This window comes from Methylobacterium mesophilicum SR1.6/6 (assembly GCF_000364445.2).
In the GTDB taxonomy this organism is placed as follows: domain Bacteria; phylum Pseudomonadota; class Alphaproteobacteria; order Rhizobiales; family Beijerinckiaceae; genus Methylobacterium; species Methylobacterium mesophilicum_A.
The window spans coordinates 1,679,042-1,695,360 of sequence record NZ_CP043538.1 but is presented as its reverse complement, the minus strand read 5'-3'; the positions used below and the strand labels follow the sequence as shown (position 1 = coordinate 1,695,360).

General features: G+C 68.7%; 17 protein-coding genes. 11 read left to right on the top strand and 6 right to left on the bottom strand.

Annotated elements, in window-relative coordinates; translation table 11 throughout:
* Positions 1-167: 167 nt before the first annotated feature.
* Entirely contained in the window at positions 168-908 is a 741-nt protein-coding gene (locus MMSR116_RS07935; protein WP_244625623.1) for a GntR family transcriptional regulator, read from the bottom strand.
* On the opposite strand from MMSR116_RS07935, the gene MMSR116_RS07930 reads away from it, so the two are divergent.
* The 10 genes from MMSR116_RS07930 (at position 895) to soxA (ending at position 10,202) form a co-directional block, all read left to right on the top strand.
* A complete protein-coding gene (locus MMSR116_RS07930; RefSeq protein WP_244625622.1) occupies positions 895-2,031 on the top strand; it encodes an isocitrate lyase/PEP mutase family protein in 1,137 nt (378 codons plus the stop codon). The two genes, MMSR116_RS07935 and MMSR116_RS07930, sit on opposite strands and share 14 nt — an antisense overlap.
* A gap of 132 nt (positions 2,032-2,163) precedes the next feature.
* Positions 2,164-3,192, top strand: a complete 1,029-nt coding sequence (locus MMSR116_RS07925; RefSeq protein WP_158168589.1) for a quinone oxidoreductase family protein — start codon at positions 2,164-2,166, stop codon at positions 3,190-3,192.
* Between the two features lie 711 nt (positions 3,193-3,903).
* Positions 3,904-4,365, top strand: coding sequence for a (2Fe-2S)-binding protein (locus tag MMSR116_RS07920; protein WP_158168587.1), 462 nt, complete (start codon positions 3,904-3,906; stop codon positions 4,363-4,365).
* Between the two features lie 14 nt (positions 4,366-4,379).
* A complete protein-coding gene (locus tag MMSR116_RS07915; protein ID WP_158168585.1) occupies positions 4,380-6,575 on the top strand; it encodes a xanthine dehydrogenase family protein molybdopterin-binding subunit in 2,196 nt (731 codons plus the stop codon).
* The gene (locus MMSR116_RS07910) at positions 6,572-6,865 is read left to right on the top strand and encodes a c-type cytochrome (protein ID WP_158168583.1); all 294 of its coding nucleotides are present in this window, start codon (positions 6,572-6,574) and stop codon (positions 6,863-6,865) included. Before MMSR116_RS07915 ends, MMSR116_RS07910 begins: the two co-directional genes overlap by 4 nt.
* The gene (locus tag MMSR116_RS07905; RefSeq protein WP_158168579.1) at positions 6,865-8,127 is read left to right on the top strand and encodes an NAD(P)/FAD-dependent oxidoreductase; all 1,263 of its coding nucleotides are present in this window, start codon (positions 6,865-6,867) and stop codon (positions 8,125-8,127) included. Before MMSR116_RS07910 ends, MMSR116_RS07905 begins: the two co-directional genes overlap by 1 nt.
* A gap of 20 nt (positions 8,128-8,147) precedes the next feature.
* Positions 8,148-8,594, top strand: coding sequence for a sulfur oxidation c-type cytochrome SoxX (gene soxX, locus MMSR116_RS07900; RefSeq protein WP_191991882.1), 447 nt, complete (start codon positions 8,148-8,150; stop codon positions 8,592-8,594).
* Positions 8,591-9,076: a SoxY-related AACIE arm protein gene (locus MMSR116_RS07895; protein ID WP_191991880.1), complete on the top strand. Its 486-nt coding sequence runs from the start codon at positions 8,591-8,593 to the stop codon at positions 9,074-9,076. The genes soxX and MMSR116_RS07895 overlap by 4 nt, the downstream gene beginning before the upstream one ends.
* A 5-nt stretch (positions 9,077-9,081) precedes the next feature.
* Positions 9,082-9,402, top strand: a complete 321-nt coding sequence (locus MMSR116_RS07890; protein ID WP_158168575.1) for a thiosulfate oxidation carrier complex protein SoxZ — start codon at positions 9,082-9,084, stop codon at positions 9,400-9,402.
* An 8-nt stretch (positions 9,403-9,410) separates the two neighbouring features.
* Entirely contained in the window at positions 9,411-10,202 is a 792-nt protein-coding gene (gene soxA / locus MMSR116_RS07885) for a sulfur oxidation c-type cytochrome SoxA (RefSeq protein WP_244625621.1), read from the top strand.
* A 13-nt stretch (positions 10,203-10,215) separates the two neighbouring features.
* Here soxA and MMSR116_RS07880 read toward each other — a convergent pair whose 3' ends face one another.
* The 5 genes from MMSR116_RS07880 to MMSR116_RS07860 all read right to left on the bottom strand — a co-directional run bounded on the left by MMSR116_RS07880 (position 10,216) and on the right by MMSR116_RS07860 (position 15,386).
* Positions 10,216-11,391, bottom strand: a complete 1,176-nt coding sequence (locus MMSR116_RS07880; protein WP_158168572.1) for a YncE family protein — start codon at positions 11,389-11,391, stop codon at positions 10,216-10,218.
* A 658-nt stretch (positions 11,392-12,049) separates the two neighbouring features.
* A complete protein-coding gene (locus MMSR116_RS07875; protein ID WP_158168570.1) occupies positions 12,050-12,985 on the bottom strand; it encodes a PDR/VanB family oxidoreductase in 936 nt (311 codons plus the stop codon).
* A gap of 4 nt (positions 12,986-12,989) precedes the next feature.
* Positions 12,990-13,559, bottom strand: coding sequence for an MOSC domain-containing protein (locus tag MMSR116_RS07870; RefSeq protein ID WP_158168568.1), 570 nt, complete (start codon positions 13,557-13,559; stop codon positions 12,990-12,992).
* On the bottom strand, positions 13,556-13,948 hold the full coding sequence (locus MMSR116_RS07865) for a Rid family detoxifying hydrolase (protein WP_158168566.1): 393 nt from the start codon (positions 13,946-13,948) through the stop codon (positions 13,556-13,558). The genes MMSR116_RS07870 and MMSR116_RS07865 overlap by 4 nt, the downstream gene beginning before the upstream one ends.
* 109 nt (positions 13,949-14,057) lie before the next feature.
* Positions 14,058-15,386, bottom strand: coding sequence for an MFS transporter (locus MMSR116_RS07860; RefSeq protein WP_158168564.1), 1,329 nt, complete (start codon positions 15,384-15,386; stop codon positions 14,058-14,060).
* Between the two features lie 168 nt (positions 15,387-15,554).
* Between MMSR116_RS07860 and MMSR116_RS07855 the strand changes: the two genes are divergently transcribed.
* Positions 15,555-16,166 (top strand): helix-turn-helix domain-containing protein, encoded by a 612-nt coding sequence (locus MMSR116_RS07855; protein ID WP_158168562.1) that lies wholly within the window; start codon positions 15,555-15,557, stop codon positions 16,164-16,166.
* Positions 16,167-16,319: the final 153 nt, after the last annotated feature.

Sequence of the window (16,319 nt, the reverse complement as noted above, 5' to 3'; positions counted from 1 at the left end):
GGGACGACCGCGCGAACCCTAGCCAGCGGGCACGCTAAGCCTGCCGGGCCTCACCGCTGATCGACGCCGTGCCCATCAATCCGGACCTCTCTGGGCCTTCGGTCCGCACCCTCCCACGCCTGACGGTAAACTGTCAACAGTTTACCGTCAGGCGTGGGAGATGACTCTCACTGTGTCGGCAGCCCTGCCAACGCGCTCAGTCGGGCGTTGCGGATGTGTCGGCGCATCTCGCGTTCGGCGGCGGACGGGTCGTGCGCCTCGAGCGCGGCGACGATGCTGCGGTGTTCCTCAAGCGCGGCGCGCGCGCGCCCCGGGCGCATGCTGGACCGCGCCCGGTAGAGCCGGAGCTGGAAGTAGACCTCGTCCAGGAGGAGCGCCTGGAGGCGCTCGCACTTGGCCGCGCGCGCAATCGCGAGGTGGAAATCCTCGTCGTCCGAGCGCTGCAGGTAGGCCTCGCCCGCCTCGAGTTCTGGCCGGACCGCGTGACCGCTTAGGAGCTCGGTGAGCGCCTCGATCTCGCCGGTGCTGGAATTCTCCGCGGCTAGACGGGCCGCCATCCCCTCCAGGGCCTCGCGCACGTAGAAGATCTGTTCGAGCACGGGCCGGCTGAAGTCGATGACGCGCACGCCGCGCCGCGGCGTACGCATGACCACTTTGCCCTCCAAGCGCTGGAGCGCCTCGCGCAAGGGGCCGCGGCTGATGCCGAGTTGACGGGCCAGCGACGCCTCGGACAGCTTCTGGCCGGGGATAAACTCGCCAGAGGCAATCGCCTCCACGAGCTTGCCGAGCGTCTCGTTGACCAGAGAGGTCTGGGCGATGGCTTGAATCCGGCTCAACGTCGTCGTGTCCCCTCGCATCGCCCGGCGGTAGCCGCCCGAGGACCGCGTCGCGGCGATGGCACAATCCATCTGCGCACCGCGCCCAGCGCAGCGCAAGGACGAGTTACCGCCTTGCGAGCCATCTGAAAACTGTTTACAGATTTTGGCTAGCGCGGCCTTGAAGTCCGATTGGGCACGAAACGCCGAGCCCCGTTCCCGTTGGTGGTGTCCGGGAGAACGCCCGCTGAAGTCGATCTCGGCTTGGCGGGCGATGCGTTTCAGCGCAAAGCCGGAGGGGCATGCCGTGACATTCGATAATCACACCGCCACGTCCCTCAGCACCGATGACGCACGGGCGACGACACGCCTCAAACGGATCGTCTCGCGGCGGGACGCCACGCTCCTGGCCGGCGCTCCGAACGCGCTCTTCGCGCGCCTGATCGAAGATCTCGGGTTCGAAGCCGTGTATCTGAGCGGCGCTGGGATCGCCAACATGAACTTCGGCATCCCGGATGTCGGGCTGACGACGCTCACAGAGGTCTGTACCACGCTGTCGGCTGTGGCCGAGGTGGTGAACATTCCGATCGTCGTCGATGCAGACACGGGCTTCGGCAATCCGGTCAATATGACCCGTACGATCCGGCTCCTTGAGCGGGCGGGCGCGGCCGGGATCCAGATCGAGGATCAGGTCTTCCCCAAGAAGTGCGGCCACTTTTCAGGCAAGGACGTCATTCCCTTGCCGGAGATGCTCCAGAAGCTGCGCGCTGCGCTCGATACGCGGCGGGACGGCGACCTCCAGATCATCGCCCGGACGGACGCTTACGCCACTCTGGGTTTCCAGGCGGCTCTCGACCGCGCCGCGGCCTTCGCCGAGGCGGGCGCAGACGTGATCTTCCTCGAAGCACCGACGCACGAGACCGAGCTCTTGCAGATCCCGCGGGCGATCGACGCGCCACATATTGTAAATATAGTCTTTGGAGGCCTGACCCCCGCCGTTCCGCAGGCGCAATTGCGCGAGGCTGGGTTCAGCCTCGTCCTCTACGCCAACGCCACGCTTCAGGCCGCCCTCAGGGGTGCTCGCGAGGTACTCGAGGCCTTGGCACGCGACGGTTCACTCGACGCCGTCTCTCACAGGATCGCCACGTTCGACGAACGGCAGACAGTTGTTCGCAAGCCGGAGTTCGATGCTCTCGACACGCGCTACAGGACATGATGCTGATCTATGAACAATTAAGCAGACGCATTTTTGATCAATCTATTCAAAAGTGAGCTTTAATTAATCTCATTGATGCCCGAGAATTAAGCGTTAGCACTGCCGGCATTGCTGCGCTCGGAGACATGCGGAATGAGAGAGACGAGCACACCGGGTCGGCCCGCGACGATGCGGGCGCTGCGAGTTCAGGAGTGGGGCGACCTCTCGCAGATTAATCTTGAGGAAGCTGCTGTGCCTCGTCCCGAGCCGGGCGAGGTCTTGGTCCGGATGAAGCATTCCGGCGTCAACTTCATGGACGTCTACACAGTTCGTGGTGCTTACAGGGCGTCACGCACCTACCCGCTCAAGGTGCCCCTGACGATTGGAATGGAAGGAGCGGGACATGTCGCAGCGCTCGGAGAAGGCGTGGACACGATCAGCGTTGGCGATCGGGTATCCTTCTGCCTTCAGTGGGGGGCGCATGCCGAGTGGACCGCCGTGCCGGCCGCGAAGCTCGCACGTCTTCCCGACACGATCGATACCGAGACTGCTGCTGCCGTGACCTTCCAGGGCATCACCGCCCACTATCTCGCCCATGATCTCGCCGTCCTACGCGCAGCGGATTGGGCCCTCGTCTGGTCGGGTGCGGGCGGCATCGCACAACTCCTCACGCAGATGTTGCGGCGTGTCGGCATCCGCGTCGTCGCGACGGCTTCGAGCGAGGAGAAGGCCGATATCGCGCGCCGGAATGGCGCCGAGGCCGTGCTAAGCCCTGATGACCCCGACTTCGTCGAGCGGATCCGCGACGTGACAGGCGGCGGCGCGGCCATCGTCTTCGACTCCGCCGGCCGCGACACGATCGAGCGCTCTATTCGTTGCCTCAAGCGGCGCGGCACGCTCGTGCTGGTTGGGACCAACTCCGGTGCAGTCCCATCGCTGGATGTTTCAGCATTGATGGACGCCGGCTCGATCAGCTTCATCCGCCCCCGTCTGGCCGACTTCATCACCACGCCGGGCGAATTTAACAGCCGTGTTGAGGCGGTATTCGCGATGATCGCCAGTGGCAAACTTGCTGCCATACCTGCAGCCGTCTTTCCCATCGCCGAAGCGCACACGCCCTTGCAGCAACTCGTCGACCGGGTCGCGATCGGAAAATCCGTGCTCGACGTCGGCACGGTTTGAAGCCCGAAGCGGCGGGCAAAGGCAAACGGTTTCAACTTCGACCTTCAGGCAATCCAAGGCTTTATGCTGCGATCAGCCGCGCACCGGCACGGCTGATGTTCACTCATCAGCCCCATCGGATCAGCCTGCGGCGGCGACTGGTAATCGTCTCTCTCTCCTGAGACAAACCGTCTGCTTTCCGCATGCCGAAGCTACGGCGTGTGCAGCACCGGCCGTTCCGCTTTGCGCCCATCCCGGCCATTCGGCGATCAACGCCCGTACCCCGGAAGCGGACGTCGTCTCACGTTGGAGGATGGGCTTCAGATGTGCGCGAAGCATCATCGGACTCGTCGTGCGGAGGCAGGCGGCCGGGAGGGTCTGCGGCTATCCGTTCGGAGTACAGCTTCAGACCAGCGGGCGCGGCTTGGTGCTCAATTCCGATCCAGCTGAAGGCGGCTGGAATCTGCATGAGGTCCAGCACGTCCTGCGATTGGCCGAGCCGCCTTCCTGGAGCCGCACGATTGGCCGGCGGCCTCGGCAAGGGAGCAGAAGTCAATGCGTTGGCAGTGGTGGCCGCGCCTCTTGCATCGAGAGCCCCGGAACGTTTGGGTCGCGGTGGTCGGCATGTCTGAGCGCCGGATGAAGGCTGCCGATGGTCGCTCAAGCCCTCCCTTGAGGGCTTCCTCATTTTAGGGATACTGGATACATAATGCTGGTTCGGGAGAGGGTCATATGGCACGACTGAACGTCAACGGCGTCGTGCGTGAGATTGATGCCGAGCCCGACACGCCGCTCCTCTGGGTCATCCGCGAGCAGATCGGGTTGACCGGCACCAAGTACGGGTGCGGCATCGCCCAATGCGGCGCTTGCACCGTGCATATTGACGGGGCGGCCGTCCGCTCCTGTTCCATGCCGCTCTCAGCGCTTGAGCCAGGTCAGAAGATCGTCACGATCGAGGGGCTTGCCCCGGATGCCGGCCATCCGATCCAGCAAGCCTGGGCCGCGCTCGACGTGCCGCAATGCGGCTTCTGCCAGCCCGGGATGATCATGGCCTCGGCGGCACTGCTGGCGCAGAACCCGCGTCCAAGTGAGGAGCAGATCCGCCAGGAGATCACCAACATCTGCCGCTGCGGCACCTATAACCGCGTGCTCGCGGGCATCAAGATTGCCGCCGAGCGCGGCCAATCCGGCTGACGGGGGAGGAGCAGATGAATCTCGGATCCAAGGCCTCCCCGCAGGCTGCCCGCCCCAGCCGCCGCACGCTGCTCGCCGGCGCCGGTCTGTTCACCCTCGGCTTCCACATCCCGTTCCCCACACGCGCGGCGACCCTCGACGCGGCGCCCGCCGCGCCGGAGGTGAACGCCTGGGTCGTGGTGAAGCCGGACGAGACCGTGGTGATCCGGATCGCCCGTTCGGAGATGGGCCAGGGCACGCTCACCGGCCTCGCGCAGCTCGTCGCCGAGGAACTCGACTGCGACTGGGCCAGGGTCACCACCGAGTATCCGAGCCCGGGTCAGAACCTCGCCCGCAAACGCGTCTGGGGCGACTACTCGACCGGCGGCAGCCGGGGCGTGCGCGATTCCCACGAGTACGTGCGCAAGGGCGGGGCCGCCGCCCGCACCATGCTGATCGCCGCCGCCGCGAAGGGGTGGGGCGTGCCGCCCGCCGAATGCCGCGTCGCGCGGGGCGTCATCACGCACGGTCCGTCCGGCCGCAGCACCACCTACGGCGCTGTCGCCGCAGAGGCGTCCAAGCTCGAGCCGCCGAAGGACGTGGTGCTTAAGGATCCGAAGGACTGGACCATCGCCGGCAAGCCGCTGAAGCGGCTCGACACCCTGCCCAAGCTCGATGGCAGCCAGGTCTACGGGATCGATCTCAAGCTACCCGGCCTGCTCAACGCCGCAATCCGCGACTGTCCGGTCACCGGCGGCAGCGTGAAGAGCTTCGACGCCGCGGCGGTGTCGGGCATGCCCGGCGTGAAACGCGTCGTCCAGGTCGGCGACAGCGCGGTCGCGGTGGTGGCCGACACGTTCTGGCGCGCCAAGACTGCCCTCGATGCCCTGCCGATCGTCTGGGACGAGGGCCCGAACGCGAGCGTATCCAGCGAGACCATTGCGGCCACCCTGCGCGAGGGGCTCGACGCCGAGCAGGCCTTCGTCGGCAACAAGGCCGGTGACGTGGTCGGCGCGCTGACGGGCGCTGCCAGAGTGGTCGAGGCCGTTTACGGCGTGCCGTTCCAGAACCACGCTACGATGGAGCCGATGAACGCGACCGCGCTCTGGACGGCGGAGCGCTGCGAGGTCTGGACCCCGACGCAGAACGGCGAAGCTGCGCTGGCGGCCACGGCCGACGCCGCCGGGCTGCCGGCCACGTCCTGCGAGGTCTACAAGATCCATCTCGGCGGCGGCTTCGGCCGGCGCGGCGCCACGCACGATTGGGTGCGGCAGGTGGTGCTCATCGCGAAGGAGATGCCGGGCACGCCGGTCAAGCTGATCTGGACCCGCGAGGAGGACATGACGCACGGCCGGTACCACCCGGTCACGCAGTGCCGGATGCGCGCCGCCCTCGACGGGGACGGCAACCTGACCGGCCTGCACATGCGCATCTCGGGCCAGTCGATCCTGGCCGCCATCGCGCCACAACGCATGGTCGAGGGTCGCGACCCGGTCACCTTCCAAGGGCTCAACCCCGGAGGACCGGAGGCGGCGATCGGCTACACTATCCCCAACATCCTGATCGACCACGCGATGCGCAACCCGCACATCCTGCCGGGCTTCTGGCGGGGCGTGAACCTGAACCCGAACGCCATCTATATCGAATGCTTCATGGACGAGCTGGCCCACGCCGCCGGGCAGGACCCGCTGGCCTTCCGGCTGAAGCTGATGGACAACCAACCGAAGCACCGGGCCGTGCTGCAGGCGGTGGCCGAGCGGATCGGGTGGGCCAACAAGCCGCCCGAGGGCATCTACCGCGGCATCTGCCAGACGATGGGGTTCGGCAGCTACGTGGCGGGCGCGGCCGAGGTCTCGGTCTCCGACCAGGGCGAGCTGAAGATCCACCGTATCGTGGCGGCCACCGATCCCGGCCACGCGGTCAACCCACAGCAGATCGACGCGCAGGTCGCGGGCTCCTTCGTGTACGGTCTCTCAGCCGCGCTGTACGGCGCCTGCACGGTGAAGGACGGGCGCATCGAGCAGACGAACTTCGACAGCTATCCCGTGATGCGGATGGACGCGATGCCGGCGGTCGAGGCCATCCTGATGCCGTCCGGCGGCTTCTGGGGCGGTGTCGGCGAGCCGACGATCGCGGTCGCCGCGCCGGCCGTGCTCAACGCGATCTTCGCCGCGACCGGCAAGCGCGTCCGCCAGCTTCCGCTGAAGGACACGGATCTGCGCCGGGCATGAGGGCGATCATGCCGGCGCTCGCGCTCCTTGCCGCCCTCGCCGGGGGAACGGGCGCGGGTGCCGCCGGGGTGCGGCCGCCGCCCGGCGCCGCGTCCTGCACCGGCTGTCACGCCGAGGGCTCCGCCATGGGCGTGCTCGCGGGGCGGCCGGAAGCCGAGATCGTCGGCGCGCTCGATGCCTTCCGAACCGGCGCGCGCCCGGCGACGATCATGAACCGCATCGCCAGGGGGTTCGACGCGCGGGAGAGCCAGGCCATCGCCGCTTGGTTCGCAGGGCAGGGACCGCGGTGATGCGCGCTCCTCCTTCCGCGACCCGCCGCGCTCTGATTGGTGGAGCCGCGGCCACCGCGCTGGCGCGCCCGGCGCTCGGTGGCACATCTCCGCGCGTCGTGGTCGTGGGCGCCGGGTTCGGGGGCGCCACGGCGGCGCGCTGCCTGGCCGCGGGCGGCGTCGACGTGACCCTGATCGAGGTGGCCGAGCGCTATGTCGCCTGCACGGGCAGCAACGCGGTCGTCGTGGGCCTGCGCGGCATCGAGGCCCAGACCTTCGGCTACGAGGCCCTCGGACGGGCTGGGCTGCGCTTCTTGCGGGGGACGGCGGATGCAGTCGACCCGGCGACGCGCCGGGTGGCCCTCAATGATGGCACCGCACTACCCTACGACCGTCTGATCCTCTCGCCGGGCATTGAACTCCGCTTCGACGCGGTGCCGGGCTACGACGCGAAGGCCGCCGAGGCGATGCCCCATGCCTGGAAGGCCGGGAAGCAGACGGTGCTCCTCGCCCGGCAGCTCGAGGCCATGCCGGAGGGCGGCACGGTGGTCATCTCGGCGCCCGCGAACCCGTATCGCTGCCCGCCCGGCCCCTATGAGCGCGCGAGCCTGATCGCCCATTTCTTGAAAACCCAGAAGCCGAAGGCGAAGCTCGTCCTGCTCGACGCCAAGGACACGTTTTCCAAGCAGAGGCTGTTCGAGGCGGCCTGGGCAAAGCTGTACCCGGACGTGCTCGAATACGTGCCACTCGCCGCGGGCGGTGCGGTCACGGAAGTCGACTCCGCCGCGATGGTCGTGCGTACGGACTTCGCCGAGTACAAGGCCGATGTGGCCTGCATCATTCCGCCCCAGCGTGCCGGCCAGATCGCGGCGCAGGCCGGCTGCGCCGACCGCAGCGGCTGGTGCCCGATCAATCCCGTGACCTTTGAATCGCGCCTCGTACCGGGCGTCCATGTCATCGGTGACGCGGCGATTGCCGGGGCGATGCCGAAATCTGCCTTCTCGGCGAACGCGCAAGCCAAGGTCTGCGCGCAGGCGGTGATCGATCTGCTGGCCGGACGGGAGCCCGAGAGCCCGAAGCTCATCAACACCTGCTGGAGCCTTGTCGCACCGGGCAACGGCATCTCGATCGCAGGCGTCTTCCGCCCGACCGACGGGCTCCTCGCGGACGTTCCGGGAGCCGGCGGTATCAGCCCCCTCGACGCGCCCGACGCGGTGCGCGCGCAAGAGGCAGCCTATGGCGAGAGCTGGTATCGGACGATCACTCGGGACGTGTTCGGATGAGGCAGGGCCGCGGAGCCCTCATGCTCGTGCTGGCGCTCGCCGCGCCGCCGGCGCAGGCCGGGGAGGGCCAGGTTCCCACCTCGGTCGTCGGCGACGCCATCCCTGAGAGCCTGACCGGCGTGACGGGCGATGCTGCGCGCGGCCGGGCCATCGTCGTGGACCGGACTCGCGGGCTCTGCCTTCTCTGCCATGCCGGGCCTTTCCCGGAGGAGCGGTTCCAGGGCAACCTCGCCCCGGATCTGCGTGGCGTCGGCGCGCGGCTGACTTCGGGGCAGCTGCGCCTGCGGCTGGTGGACGGACGGGCATTGAACCCGAAGACGATCATGCCATCCTATTATAGCCTCGCGGAGCTCACCCGCGTGGGGCGGGCGTGGCAGGGGCGCCCAATCCTGAACGCGGCCGAGATCGAGGATGTCGTCGCCTTTTTGGTGACGTTGCGCGAGGCTGGGCCCGAGGAAAGCCGATGAGCAAGTACAGGGGACGGAGCGCGCGTTCGATCGACCGGCGCGGCGTGCTCGCCGGGGCGGCCGGCACCGCGCTCGCCGTCGCGCTGCGCCCCGCCGCCGCGGCGACGCTGCCGCGCACCGAAACGACCGAGTCCGCCATCCGGCGCTTCGCGGGTGACAACCCGATCCGTCCGGGCCGGGTGACCCTCGACCTACCGCCGCTCGTGGAGAACGGCAACACGGTGCCGCTCACCGTCGCTGTCGAGAGCGCGATGACGCCCGAGGATCACGTGCGCCGGATCGGGGTGTTCAACGAGAGGAACCCGCAGCCGAACGTCATCACGGTCCATCTGCGGCCGGGTGCCGGCCGCGCCCAGGTCTCGACACGCATCCGGCTCGCCGACACGCAGCGCATCACCGCCATCGCCGAGATGAGCGACGGAACCTACTGGTCGGCGAGCGCGGATGCCATCGTGACCCTCGCCGCCTGCCTAGAGGGCTGACCTCGATGGCCCGGACGCTGATCAACCTGCCGAAGACCGCCAAGCCCGGCGACACGATCACGATCAAGACCCTGATCTCTCACCCGATGGAAACGGGCTTCCGCCCCGGGGCTGATGGCCGGATCCTGCCGCGCAACATTGTGACGGACTTTGTCTGCCGCTTCGAGGACGAGGAGATCTTCCGGGCCGAGCTGTTTCCCGCTTCGGCGGCCAACCCTTACCTGACCTTCAGCTGGGTCGTGACGCGCAGCGGCCGCTTCAGCTTCACGTGGCGCGGCGATGGCGGCTTCGAGCAGACCGAGTCCGCGGCGATCACCGTAGCCTGAGCTCGGCCGTGCCGTGCCGCCTGGAGTCCCTGCTGCCAACGGTTCTCGTGGGGCTGCTCCTCTCTGGCGTGCTTGCTGGGGCGGAGCCGATCCCGCGCGCCGAGCGGCGCTCCGGCTTCGACCAGATGAGCCCTGAGATTCAGGCGATGCAGCGGGACGACGGGGCCAATCCCGGCATGCTCGCCGTTGCGGACGGGGAAGATCTCTGGACGAAGGCGCCTCCCTCCGGCCGGCCCGCCTGCGCCGGCTGCCACGGCGAGGCCTCGTCCACGATGCGGGGCGTCGCGACACGCTATCCCGCCTGGGACGCTCAAACCCAAGAACCCGTCGACCTCCAGACCCGGGTCAACACCTGCCGGTGGCAGCATCAGGGCGTAGAGCCTCTCGCCTACGAGAGCCCCGACCTGCTGGCACTCACAGCCTTCATCGCCGCGCAGTCCCGCGGGCTGCCGATGACCCCACCGGACGATGCCCGGCTCGATCCCGCACGGGCGGAGGGCCGCTTGCTCTTCGAGGCGCGTCAGGGTCAGCTCGGCCTGTCCTGCGCGGTCTGCCACGACGACCATTGGGGGCGCCGCCTTGGCGCGGCGGTGATACCGCAGGGACAACCGACCGGCTACCCGCTCTACCGCCTCGAATGGCAGGGTCTCGGCTCATTACAGCGGCGCCTGCGCAACTGCCTCACCGGAATGCGTGCCGAGCCCTTCGCGTATGGCGCGCCGGAATACATCGCGCTCGAACTCTACCTCGCGACCCGGGCCACGCCGCTGCCCATCGAGACGCCGGCCGTGCGGCCCTGACCCGCGGCGCCCGTCAGGGACGGCCGCGCAACGAGGCCGGCTGGCCCGGGAGCGGCAGTCGGACGCCTGTGTCCCGGATCATGTCGCCCTCGATCCGATACACGCCGAGACTGCGGTCGGTATAGTTGCCGATGTAGACGTAGCTCCCGCTCGGATCGAAGGCGATGCCCTGGACCACCGCGCCGGCGGGCGCCTCGCCGAGGGGGCGCAGGCGCCCCTCGGGCAGGATCGCGACCAGCACGGCCGCACTGTCCCGCGTGTAAGCCGAGCTCGCCTGCGGCGCGGCCGAGCCCTTCACGACTGCGACCGCGGCGAAGAGCCCGGCCGGGCTGATCGCCAGGGTCTCAGCGGTGTCGCCGACACCGACATGATCGAGCACCGTTGGAGGCGTGGCGCCGGCCCGGATGAGCGCGACCGTGTCGGCGTGGCCGTCGCTCGGCGCGGGGCCGGCGTTCCCGGAGAGCACGAAGGCCCCGTCCGGGGTCACCTCCAGCCCGTAGGTGCCGGGCCCAACCGGCATGTCGAGGGCCGGATCGTGGCGCCACCGGCCGTTCTCCTCGGTCAGCACGCCGACCGTGCCGGCCTTGTTCTTGGCCACGAAGGCCCGGCGCCCGTCCGGCGCGATGGCGACCGCGGCCGCCTCGGCCCCCACATTGACCTCGGACGCCACACGCACGCGTCCATCCAGGATCGCCAGGACGGACACGCTGCGGCTCTCGCGGTTGGCCACCAGCGCGACGCCGCCGGTCCGGGCGATCGCGATGCCGGAGGGCTGGCGGCCGACGCGGATCGTCTCGATCAGGGCGGGCGGCTCGGCGGCGAGATCGACGACGTGCAGGCGATCGTCCGGCTGCGCCCACCAGTTCTCGCCCTCCTGCCGCATGGTGACGGGGCTGGTGACGAGGCCGAGCCGGCCGTCCGGCGTGATCTGCAGGTTGGTCGGCGGTCCGTAGACGGAGGTGTCGAGCTTCAAGACGTGCGCGAGGCGCGGCCGCGCCGGATCCGAGATGTCGATGACGGCGAGGCCGTCATGGCCGTTCGGCCCATTCACCGAGCCCTCGGGCCGGAAGAACGTCTTGCCGTCCAGGCCCGCGATCAGGACGGACCGCCCCTCCACGGCCCTGGCGCCGCCCGCATGTAACAGAACCAGCGAGAACAGGGCTGCCTTGCAGTACGCATCAACACGCATGACCTGCCCTGGCTCGCCAAATCTCGCTCGCATGAATAGCTGCCGCGCGTGACACCTCCAATACCGGTCTTGATCCGGCCAGCCGCGTCGCACCTATCCCGGACACGGGACGCCTCGCGGCGGCCCGAGATCCGGCGCGCCGCCCCACACCTTGACCGCAGACGACATGCTCGTCGCATCCCAGCGCCTGGGTGATGGCCCTTTACGCGGGGCCGTTAAACAGGATTCAGCCCGTCGGGCGACCGGATCGGCGAACCCGCCTCCGATCCCAGCGCGAATTCAAGTTGGTTGTCCTTTTCCGATGTTCTCGCGTGGTTCCGCCGGGTGGCAACACGCCGAGGAGACCGGGGCGCGCCGGTTCCCAAAGGGTCCAGAGCCGAAGTGAGCGTCCCTTCCCGGACGCACGACAGCCGCGACAGCACTGCGCCCAATGCAGCCATCCGACTTCGGTACCGTTGAACGTGCAAGCGGATACGTCCCAAAGCGCGCGTCTGGCAAAGTCAGCGGCGGCCGCTCACTCACACAGGCCATACGATGCGGCTCGTGGCGCTGCATCGTCTCGTTCTGGCTATGGCCGGAATGGTGGTCTTCTTTGCCAGCGGCCTGTCCACGGGGCTGCGGGGCCCCGGTCAATAGGCCAGAGCTGCGCTGCGTGGGATCAAAGGGCGAGCGTCAGAGTCCCGCGGGCGCGGGAGACGCAGGGCATCAGGTGATCCTGGCGTCTGGCCGGAGGTAGCACGACGTCACGGTGGATCACGTCGCCCTCACGATAGCCGCATTCGCAGGCGCCGCACACGCCGATCTCGCAGGATGAGGGCATCTTGGTCCCGTTCTGACTCAGGACCTCCAAGAGCGAGGTCTCGGCGGGGACATGCAGGGTGGCGCCGGTCGAGGCGATCCGCACGTCGAAGGGTTCGGGCGTGTAGCCCTCATCGACGAGCGGCGCGAAATGCTCGACATGCACCTGCTCCGCCGGCCAGCCCAGCGCCTGCACCGCCGCCGTCAGGGGCTGGGGTCCACAGGCGTAGAGGTGGACGCCGTCCTCCGGCGGCCCGAGCATCGCGGGATCGAGCCGTTGGCCCTCCGCGGAGTACCAGCAGCGCAGACGCTCACCGCAGACCGCGCGCAGCTCCTCCAGCAGGGGGGCCTGCGCAGCAGAGCGCGCGCAGAGGTGGAGCGTGAAGTCGCCCCCCGTCGCGGCTAGGTGCCGTGCCATGGCGGCGACGGGCGTCACGCCGATGCCGCCGCCGACGAGCACATGGCGCCGCGCCCCAGCAGCCAGGGGGAAATGGTTGCGCGGGTGCGAGATGGGGACGGTCGCCCCGGCGGCGAGTTGGGCGTGCACCCAGGCCGAGCCGCCACGCCCGGCCTCCTCGCGCTTGATCGCCAAAACGTACCGGCTCCGATCGGCGGGGTCGCCGCAGAGGGAGTACTGCCTCACCCGCTCGTCCGGCAGGCGCAGGTCGACATGGGCGCCGGGCTCCCAGGCGGGCAGCTGCGGGCGCCGCGGATGGACGAGGGTGAGGCGCACCACCTCCGGGGTGGTGGCGATGGCCTCCACGACCGTCAGCTTCATGACGATGCGGGCGGACATCGCCTCACTCCACCAGGGTGATCGGATCACCCGGCCGGATGATGCCACCGCGCTCGATCCCACAATTGAGCCCGGAGCGGTTGTAGAGCGGCAGGTAGACGGGGAGGCCGAGCAGTTCTTCAAGATACTTGCACGGGAAGTTCAGCCGCCCCCCGCGCAGAATCACCTCGCCCACCTGGAAACGGCGCCCGACGAGGTGATTGAGGGGCACGCCGCGCACCGTAAGATTGCGGCGGTGGTCGATGGGCGCCAGGTGGATCGGCCCCTCCTGAAGCGGCGGATCGTTGCGCGCGAGGGCGTCGAGCACCTCCTGCTCGATCAGCGTCACCTCGCGGGTGTCGGCCTTGGGCGAGTAGGTGCCGGTGCCCAGGCAATAGCGGTCGCCCTCAATGCCCCGGCCGGCGATGCAGTGGGCCTCCGTCAGCTCCTCCATCTCGTAGCTCGCCGCAGGGGCGATGTGGATGTGGAGAAGGCTGCCCTGCCACCCGGTGGCGCCACCGGGCACGCCCTGGGCGACAGAGCCGACCTTGTGGGCGAAGGCCTCGATATGGGGAGGGGCCGCGGTCGTGCTCATCGGACGGGTCCTGTCGCGAGGGCGATAGCCTCGACCTCGACCAAGGCGTCGCGCGGCAGGCGCGCTACCTCCACGGTCGAGCGCGCCGGGGCGGCTTCGGGGAAGTGCTCCGCGTAGACGGCGTTCATCGCGGCAAAGTCGTTCATGTCCTTCAGGAACACCGTGGTCTTTGCCACGCTCGAGAGGCTGGCGCCGCCGGCTTCCAGCACCGCCGCGAGGTTGGCGAGCGAGCGGCGCGTCTGCGCCTCGATCCCCTCCGGAAACGCCCCCGTGGCCGGGTCGATCGGCAGCTGCCCCGAGGCGAAGACGAGGTCGCCCACCCGGGTGGCCTGGGCATAGGGTCCCACCGCCGGCGCGGCGGCCTCCGTCGCGATGATCGTTCGAGTCAAAGCCGCCCTCCTCTGAGGCATTCCCCATTTGCTTTTGTTCCACTGCAGTGGACGAATGTCTACTGCAGGATCCCGTGGTTCCGCATCGATGATGCGGCTGTTACCTCGGTCAGTCGATGGGCTGCCGGGCCGTCTCGGGTGCAAGGAAGGTCGCCACGAGGGTCACGCAGGCGAGGACGACGAGGTAGATCGAGATCGGCCACGTCGCTCCGCCGCTCCAGGCGAGGAGCGCGGCGGCGATCAGCGGGGTGAAGCCACCGCTCAGGGCCGCGCCGACCTGAAACCCGAGGGAGGCGCCGCTGTAGCGCAGGCGGGCGTGGAACATCTCGGACATCCAGGCGGCCCCGGTTCCGAACATGATGCCCTGGCCGAAGCTGAGGGCCACCGCCACCGTCAGGGCGATGATTGTCGGGTTGCGCGTGTCGAGGAGCTGGAACATCGGGAAGGCGAAGGCGATCGAGAACAGGCAGGCAGCCACGAACAGGGTCTTGCGGCCGTAGCGGTCCGACAGCCAGCCGAAGGCCGGGATGGTGAAGAGCTCGATCACCGCCGCGATCAGGATCCCGTTGAGGATCACGCCTCGCGACAGCCCAAGTTGGCCGGTGACGTAGGAGATCGAGAACACGGTCACGACGCTGACATAGGCGATCTCCGAGACCTTCAGGCCCACCGCCTTCAGGAACAGGCCCGGATGCTCGGTGAGGATCTCCATCACCGGCAGCCGGGCCGTCGCTGAACGCGCCTTGATCGCCCGGAAGGCCGGAGTCTCGTGCAGCCGCAGGCGGATGAACAGGCCGACGAGGACCAGCGGCGCGCTCGCCAGGAACGGCACCCGCCAGCCCCAGGACAGGAACGCCTCCTCCGGCAGAAGGCCGGTCAGCGCGAAGGCGCCGATCGAGAGGATCACCCCGATCGGGTAGCCGAGTTGGACGACGCTGCCGAAGAAGCCGCGCCGCTCCTGCGGCACGCTCTCCACCACCATCAGCACGGCGCCGCCCCATTCGCCGCCGATCCCGATGCCCTGGACCAGGCGTAGGGCGACGAGGAGCACCGGGGCCAGGAGGCCGATCTGCCCATAGGTCGGCAGACAGCCGATCAGGAAGGTGCCGATGCCCATGATCATCAGGGTCAGGGCCAGCATGGCCTTGCGCCCGACCCGGTCGCCGAAATGGCCGAACACCGCCCCGCCGAGGGGCCGCGCCAGGAAGCCCACCGCATAGGAGCCGAACGCCGCGATGGTCCCCACCGCCGGGTCGATGCTGGGGAAGAACAGCTTGTTGAACACCAGCGCGCTGGCCGTGCCGTAGATCAGGAAGTCGTACCACTCGATGGTGGTGCCGATGACGCTCGACCAGACGATCTGGCGGCGGTCCGCGGGGGTCACGGGATCCTGCGCGGCCGGCAGGGCTCCATCCATCGGGAGGGCAGCGTCGAGCATGTCGGGCATCCACTTTGCAAGAGGAATTTCCACTCGAGTTGATACAAGCCGCGTGCCAACCCTCAGCGCCGTTCCGGCGGACACGGCCACGCCGGCCGTGCTAAGTGCCTCCTACGAGCTCCCGGGAACCAGGGAGCGCACTGGCCGGGGGACCAGGACGGCGTGCCGATGACGGTCATGACAGAGGGGCGGCGCGAGCAGGCCGACGCGGAGGCCCGCTCACAGCTCCAGGTTCTCGCCGGGGAAATCCGTCGGCGGCGCAAGGAGCGGGATCTCTCCCTGGAGGCGCTGAGCGCCCTATCGGGAGTGAGCCGGTCGATGATCTCGAAGGTGGAGCGCGGCGAGGCGGTGCCGTCGACGGCGGTGCTCTCGCGCCTCGCCGAGGCCCTGGACGTGACCTTCTCGCGCCTGATGTCGCCTGCTACCGACCGGGAGGTGCTGCTGATCCCCGCCGCCCGTCAGCCGGTGCTGCGCGACGAGGAGACGGGCTTCCTGCGCCGCTGCCTCTCGCCCGTCCTGCCGGGTCGGGGAATCGACATTGTGCTCAACACCCTGCCGCCGGGGGCGACGGCGGGGGAGTTCGTCGCTCACCGCAGGGGCGTCTCGGAATACATCTTCGTGCTGAAGGGGCGCCTACGCGCCGTCATCGGCGAGCGGTCCCTCGTGGTCGAGGAGGGGGACAGCCTGTATTTCGAGGCCGATGCCGGGCACGCCTTCACCAATCTTGGGGCGGAGGCTTGCCAGTACTTCCTAGTGATCGACGCAACGCGGCTGCGGTGAGCGTCTCCTCTAACGCCGGATAGGGTCGCCGCCTAAAACAACACCCTGGGCAATTTTCGCGCCGCTTTCGGTCCCGCTCCAGTACACACGACCGGCTGACGACGAGCCGAGTTGCTGTGGTTCGAACGCTCGGTTGGCCACATCGAGATCTGA

What these genes read in the sequence shown, in the direction of transcription:
- MMSR116_RS07930 (WP_244625622.1), top strand. Translation starts at nt 895, where the DNA reads ATGGCACAATCCATCTGCGCACCGCGCCCAGCGCAGCGCAAGGACGAG.
- MMSR116_RS07935 (WP_244625623.1), bottom strand. Translation starts at nt 908, where the DNA reads ATGGATTGTGCCATCGCCGCGACGCGGTCCTCGGGCGGCTACCGCCGG.
- MMSR116_RS07925 (WP_158168589.1), top strand. Translation starts at nt 2,164, where the DNA reads ATGAGAGAGACGAGCACACCGGGTCGGCCCGCGACGATGCGGGCGCTG.
- MMSR116_RS07920 (WP_158168587.1), top strand. Translation starts at nt 3,904, where the DNA reads ATGGCACGACTGAACGTCAACGGCGTCGTGCGTGAGATTGATGCCGAG.
- MMSR116_RS07915 (WP_158168585.1), top strand. Translation starts at nt 4,380, where the DNA reads ATGAATCTCGGATCCAAGGCCTCCCCGCAGGCTGCCCGCCCCAGCCGC.
- MMSR116_RS07910 (WP_158168583.1), top strand. Translation starts at nt 6,572, where the DNA reads ATGAGGGCGATCATGCCGGCGCTCGCGCTCCTTGCCGCCCTCGCCGGG.
- MMSR116_RS07905 (WP_158168579.1), top strand. Translation starts at nt 6,865, where the DNA reads ATGCGCGCTCCTCCTTCCGCGACCCGCCGCGCTCTGATTGGTGGAGCC.
- soxX (WP_191991882.1), top strand. Translation starts at nt 8,148, where the DNA reads ATGCTCGTGCTGGCGCTCGCCGCGCCGCCGGCGCAGGCCGGGGAGGGC.
- MMSR116_RS07895 (WP_191991880.1), top strand. Translation starts at nt 8,591, where the DNA reads ATGAGCAAGTACAGGGGACGGAGCGCGCGTTCGATCGACCGGCGCGGC.
- MMSR116_RS07890 (WP_158168575.1), top strand. Translation starts at nt 9,082, where the DNA reads ATGGCCCGGACGCTGATCAACCTGCCGAAGACCGCCAAGCCCGGCGAC.
- MMSR116_RS07880 (WP_158168572.1), bottom strand. Translation starts at nt 11,391, where the DNA reads ATGCGTGTTGATGCGTACTGCAAGGCAGCCCTGTTCTCGCTGGTTCTG.
- MMSR116_RS07875 (WP_158168570.1), bottom strand. Translation starts at nt 12,985, where the DNA reads ATGTCCGCCCGCATCGTCATGAAGCTGACGGTCGTGGAGGCCATCGCC.
- MMSR116_RS07870 (WP_158168568.1), bottom strand. Translation starts at nt 13,559, where the DNA reads ATGAGCACGACCGCGGCCCCTCCCCATATCGAGGCCTTCGCCCACAAG.
- MMSR116_RS07860 (WP_158168564.1), bottom strand. Translation starts at nt 15,386, where the DNA reads ATGCTCGACGCTGCCCTCCCGATGGATGGAGCCCTGCCGGCCGCGCAG.
- MMSR116_RS07855 (WP_158168562.1), top strand. Translation starts at nt 15,555, where the DNA reads ATGACGGTCATGACAGAGGGGCGGCGCGAGCAGGCCGACGCGGAGGCC.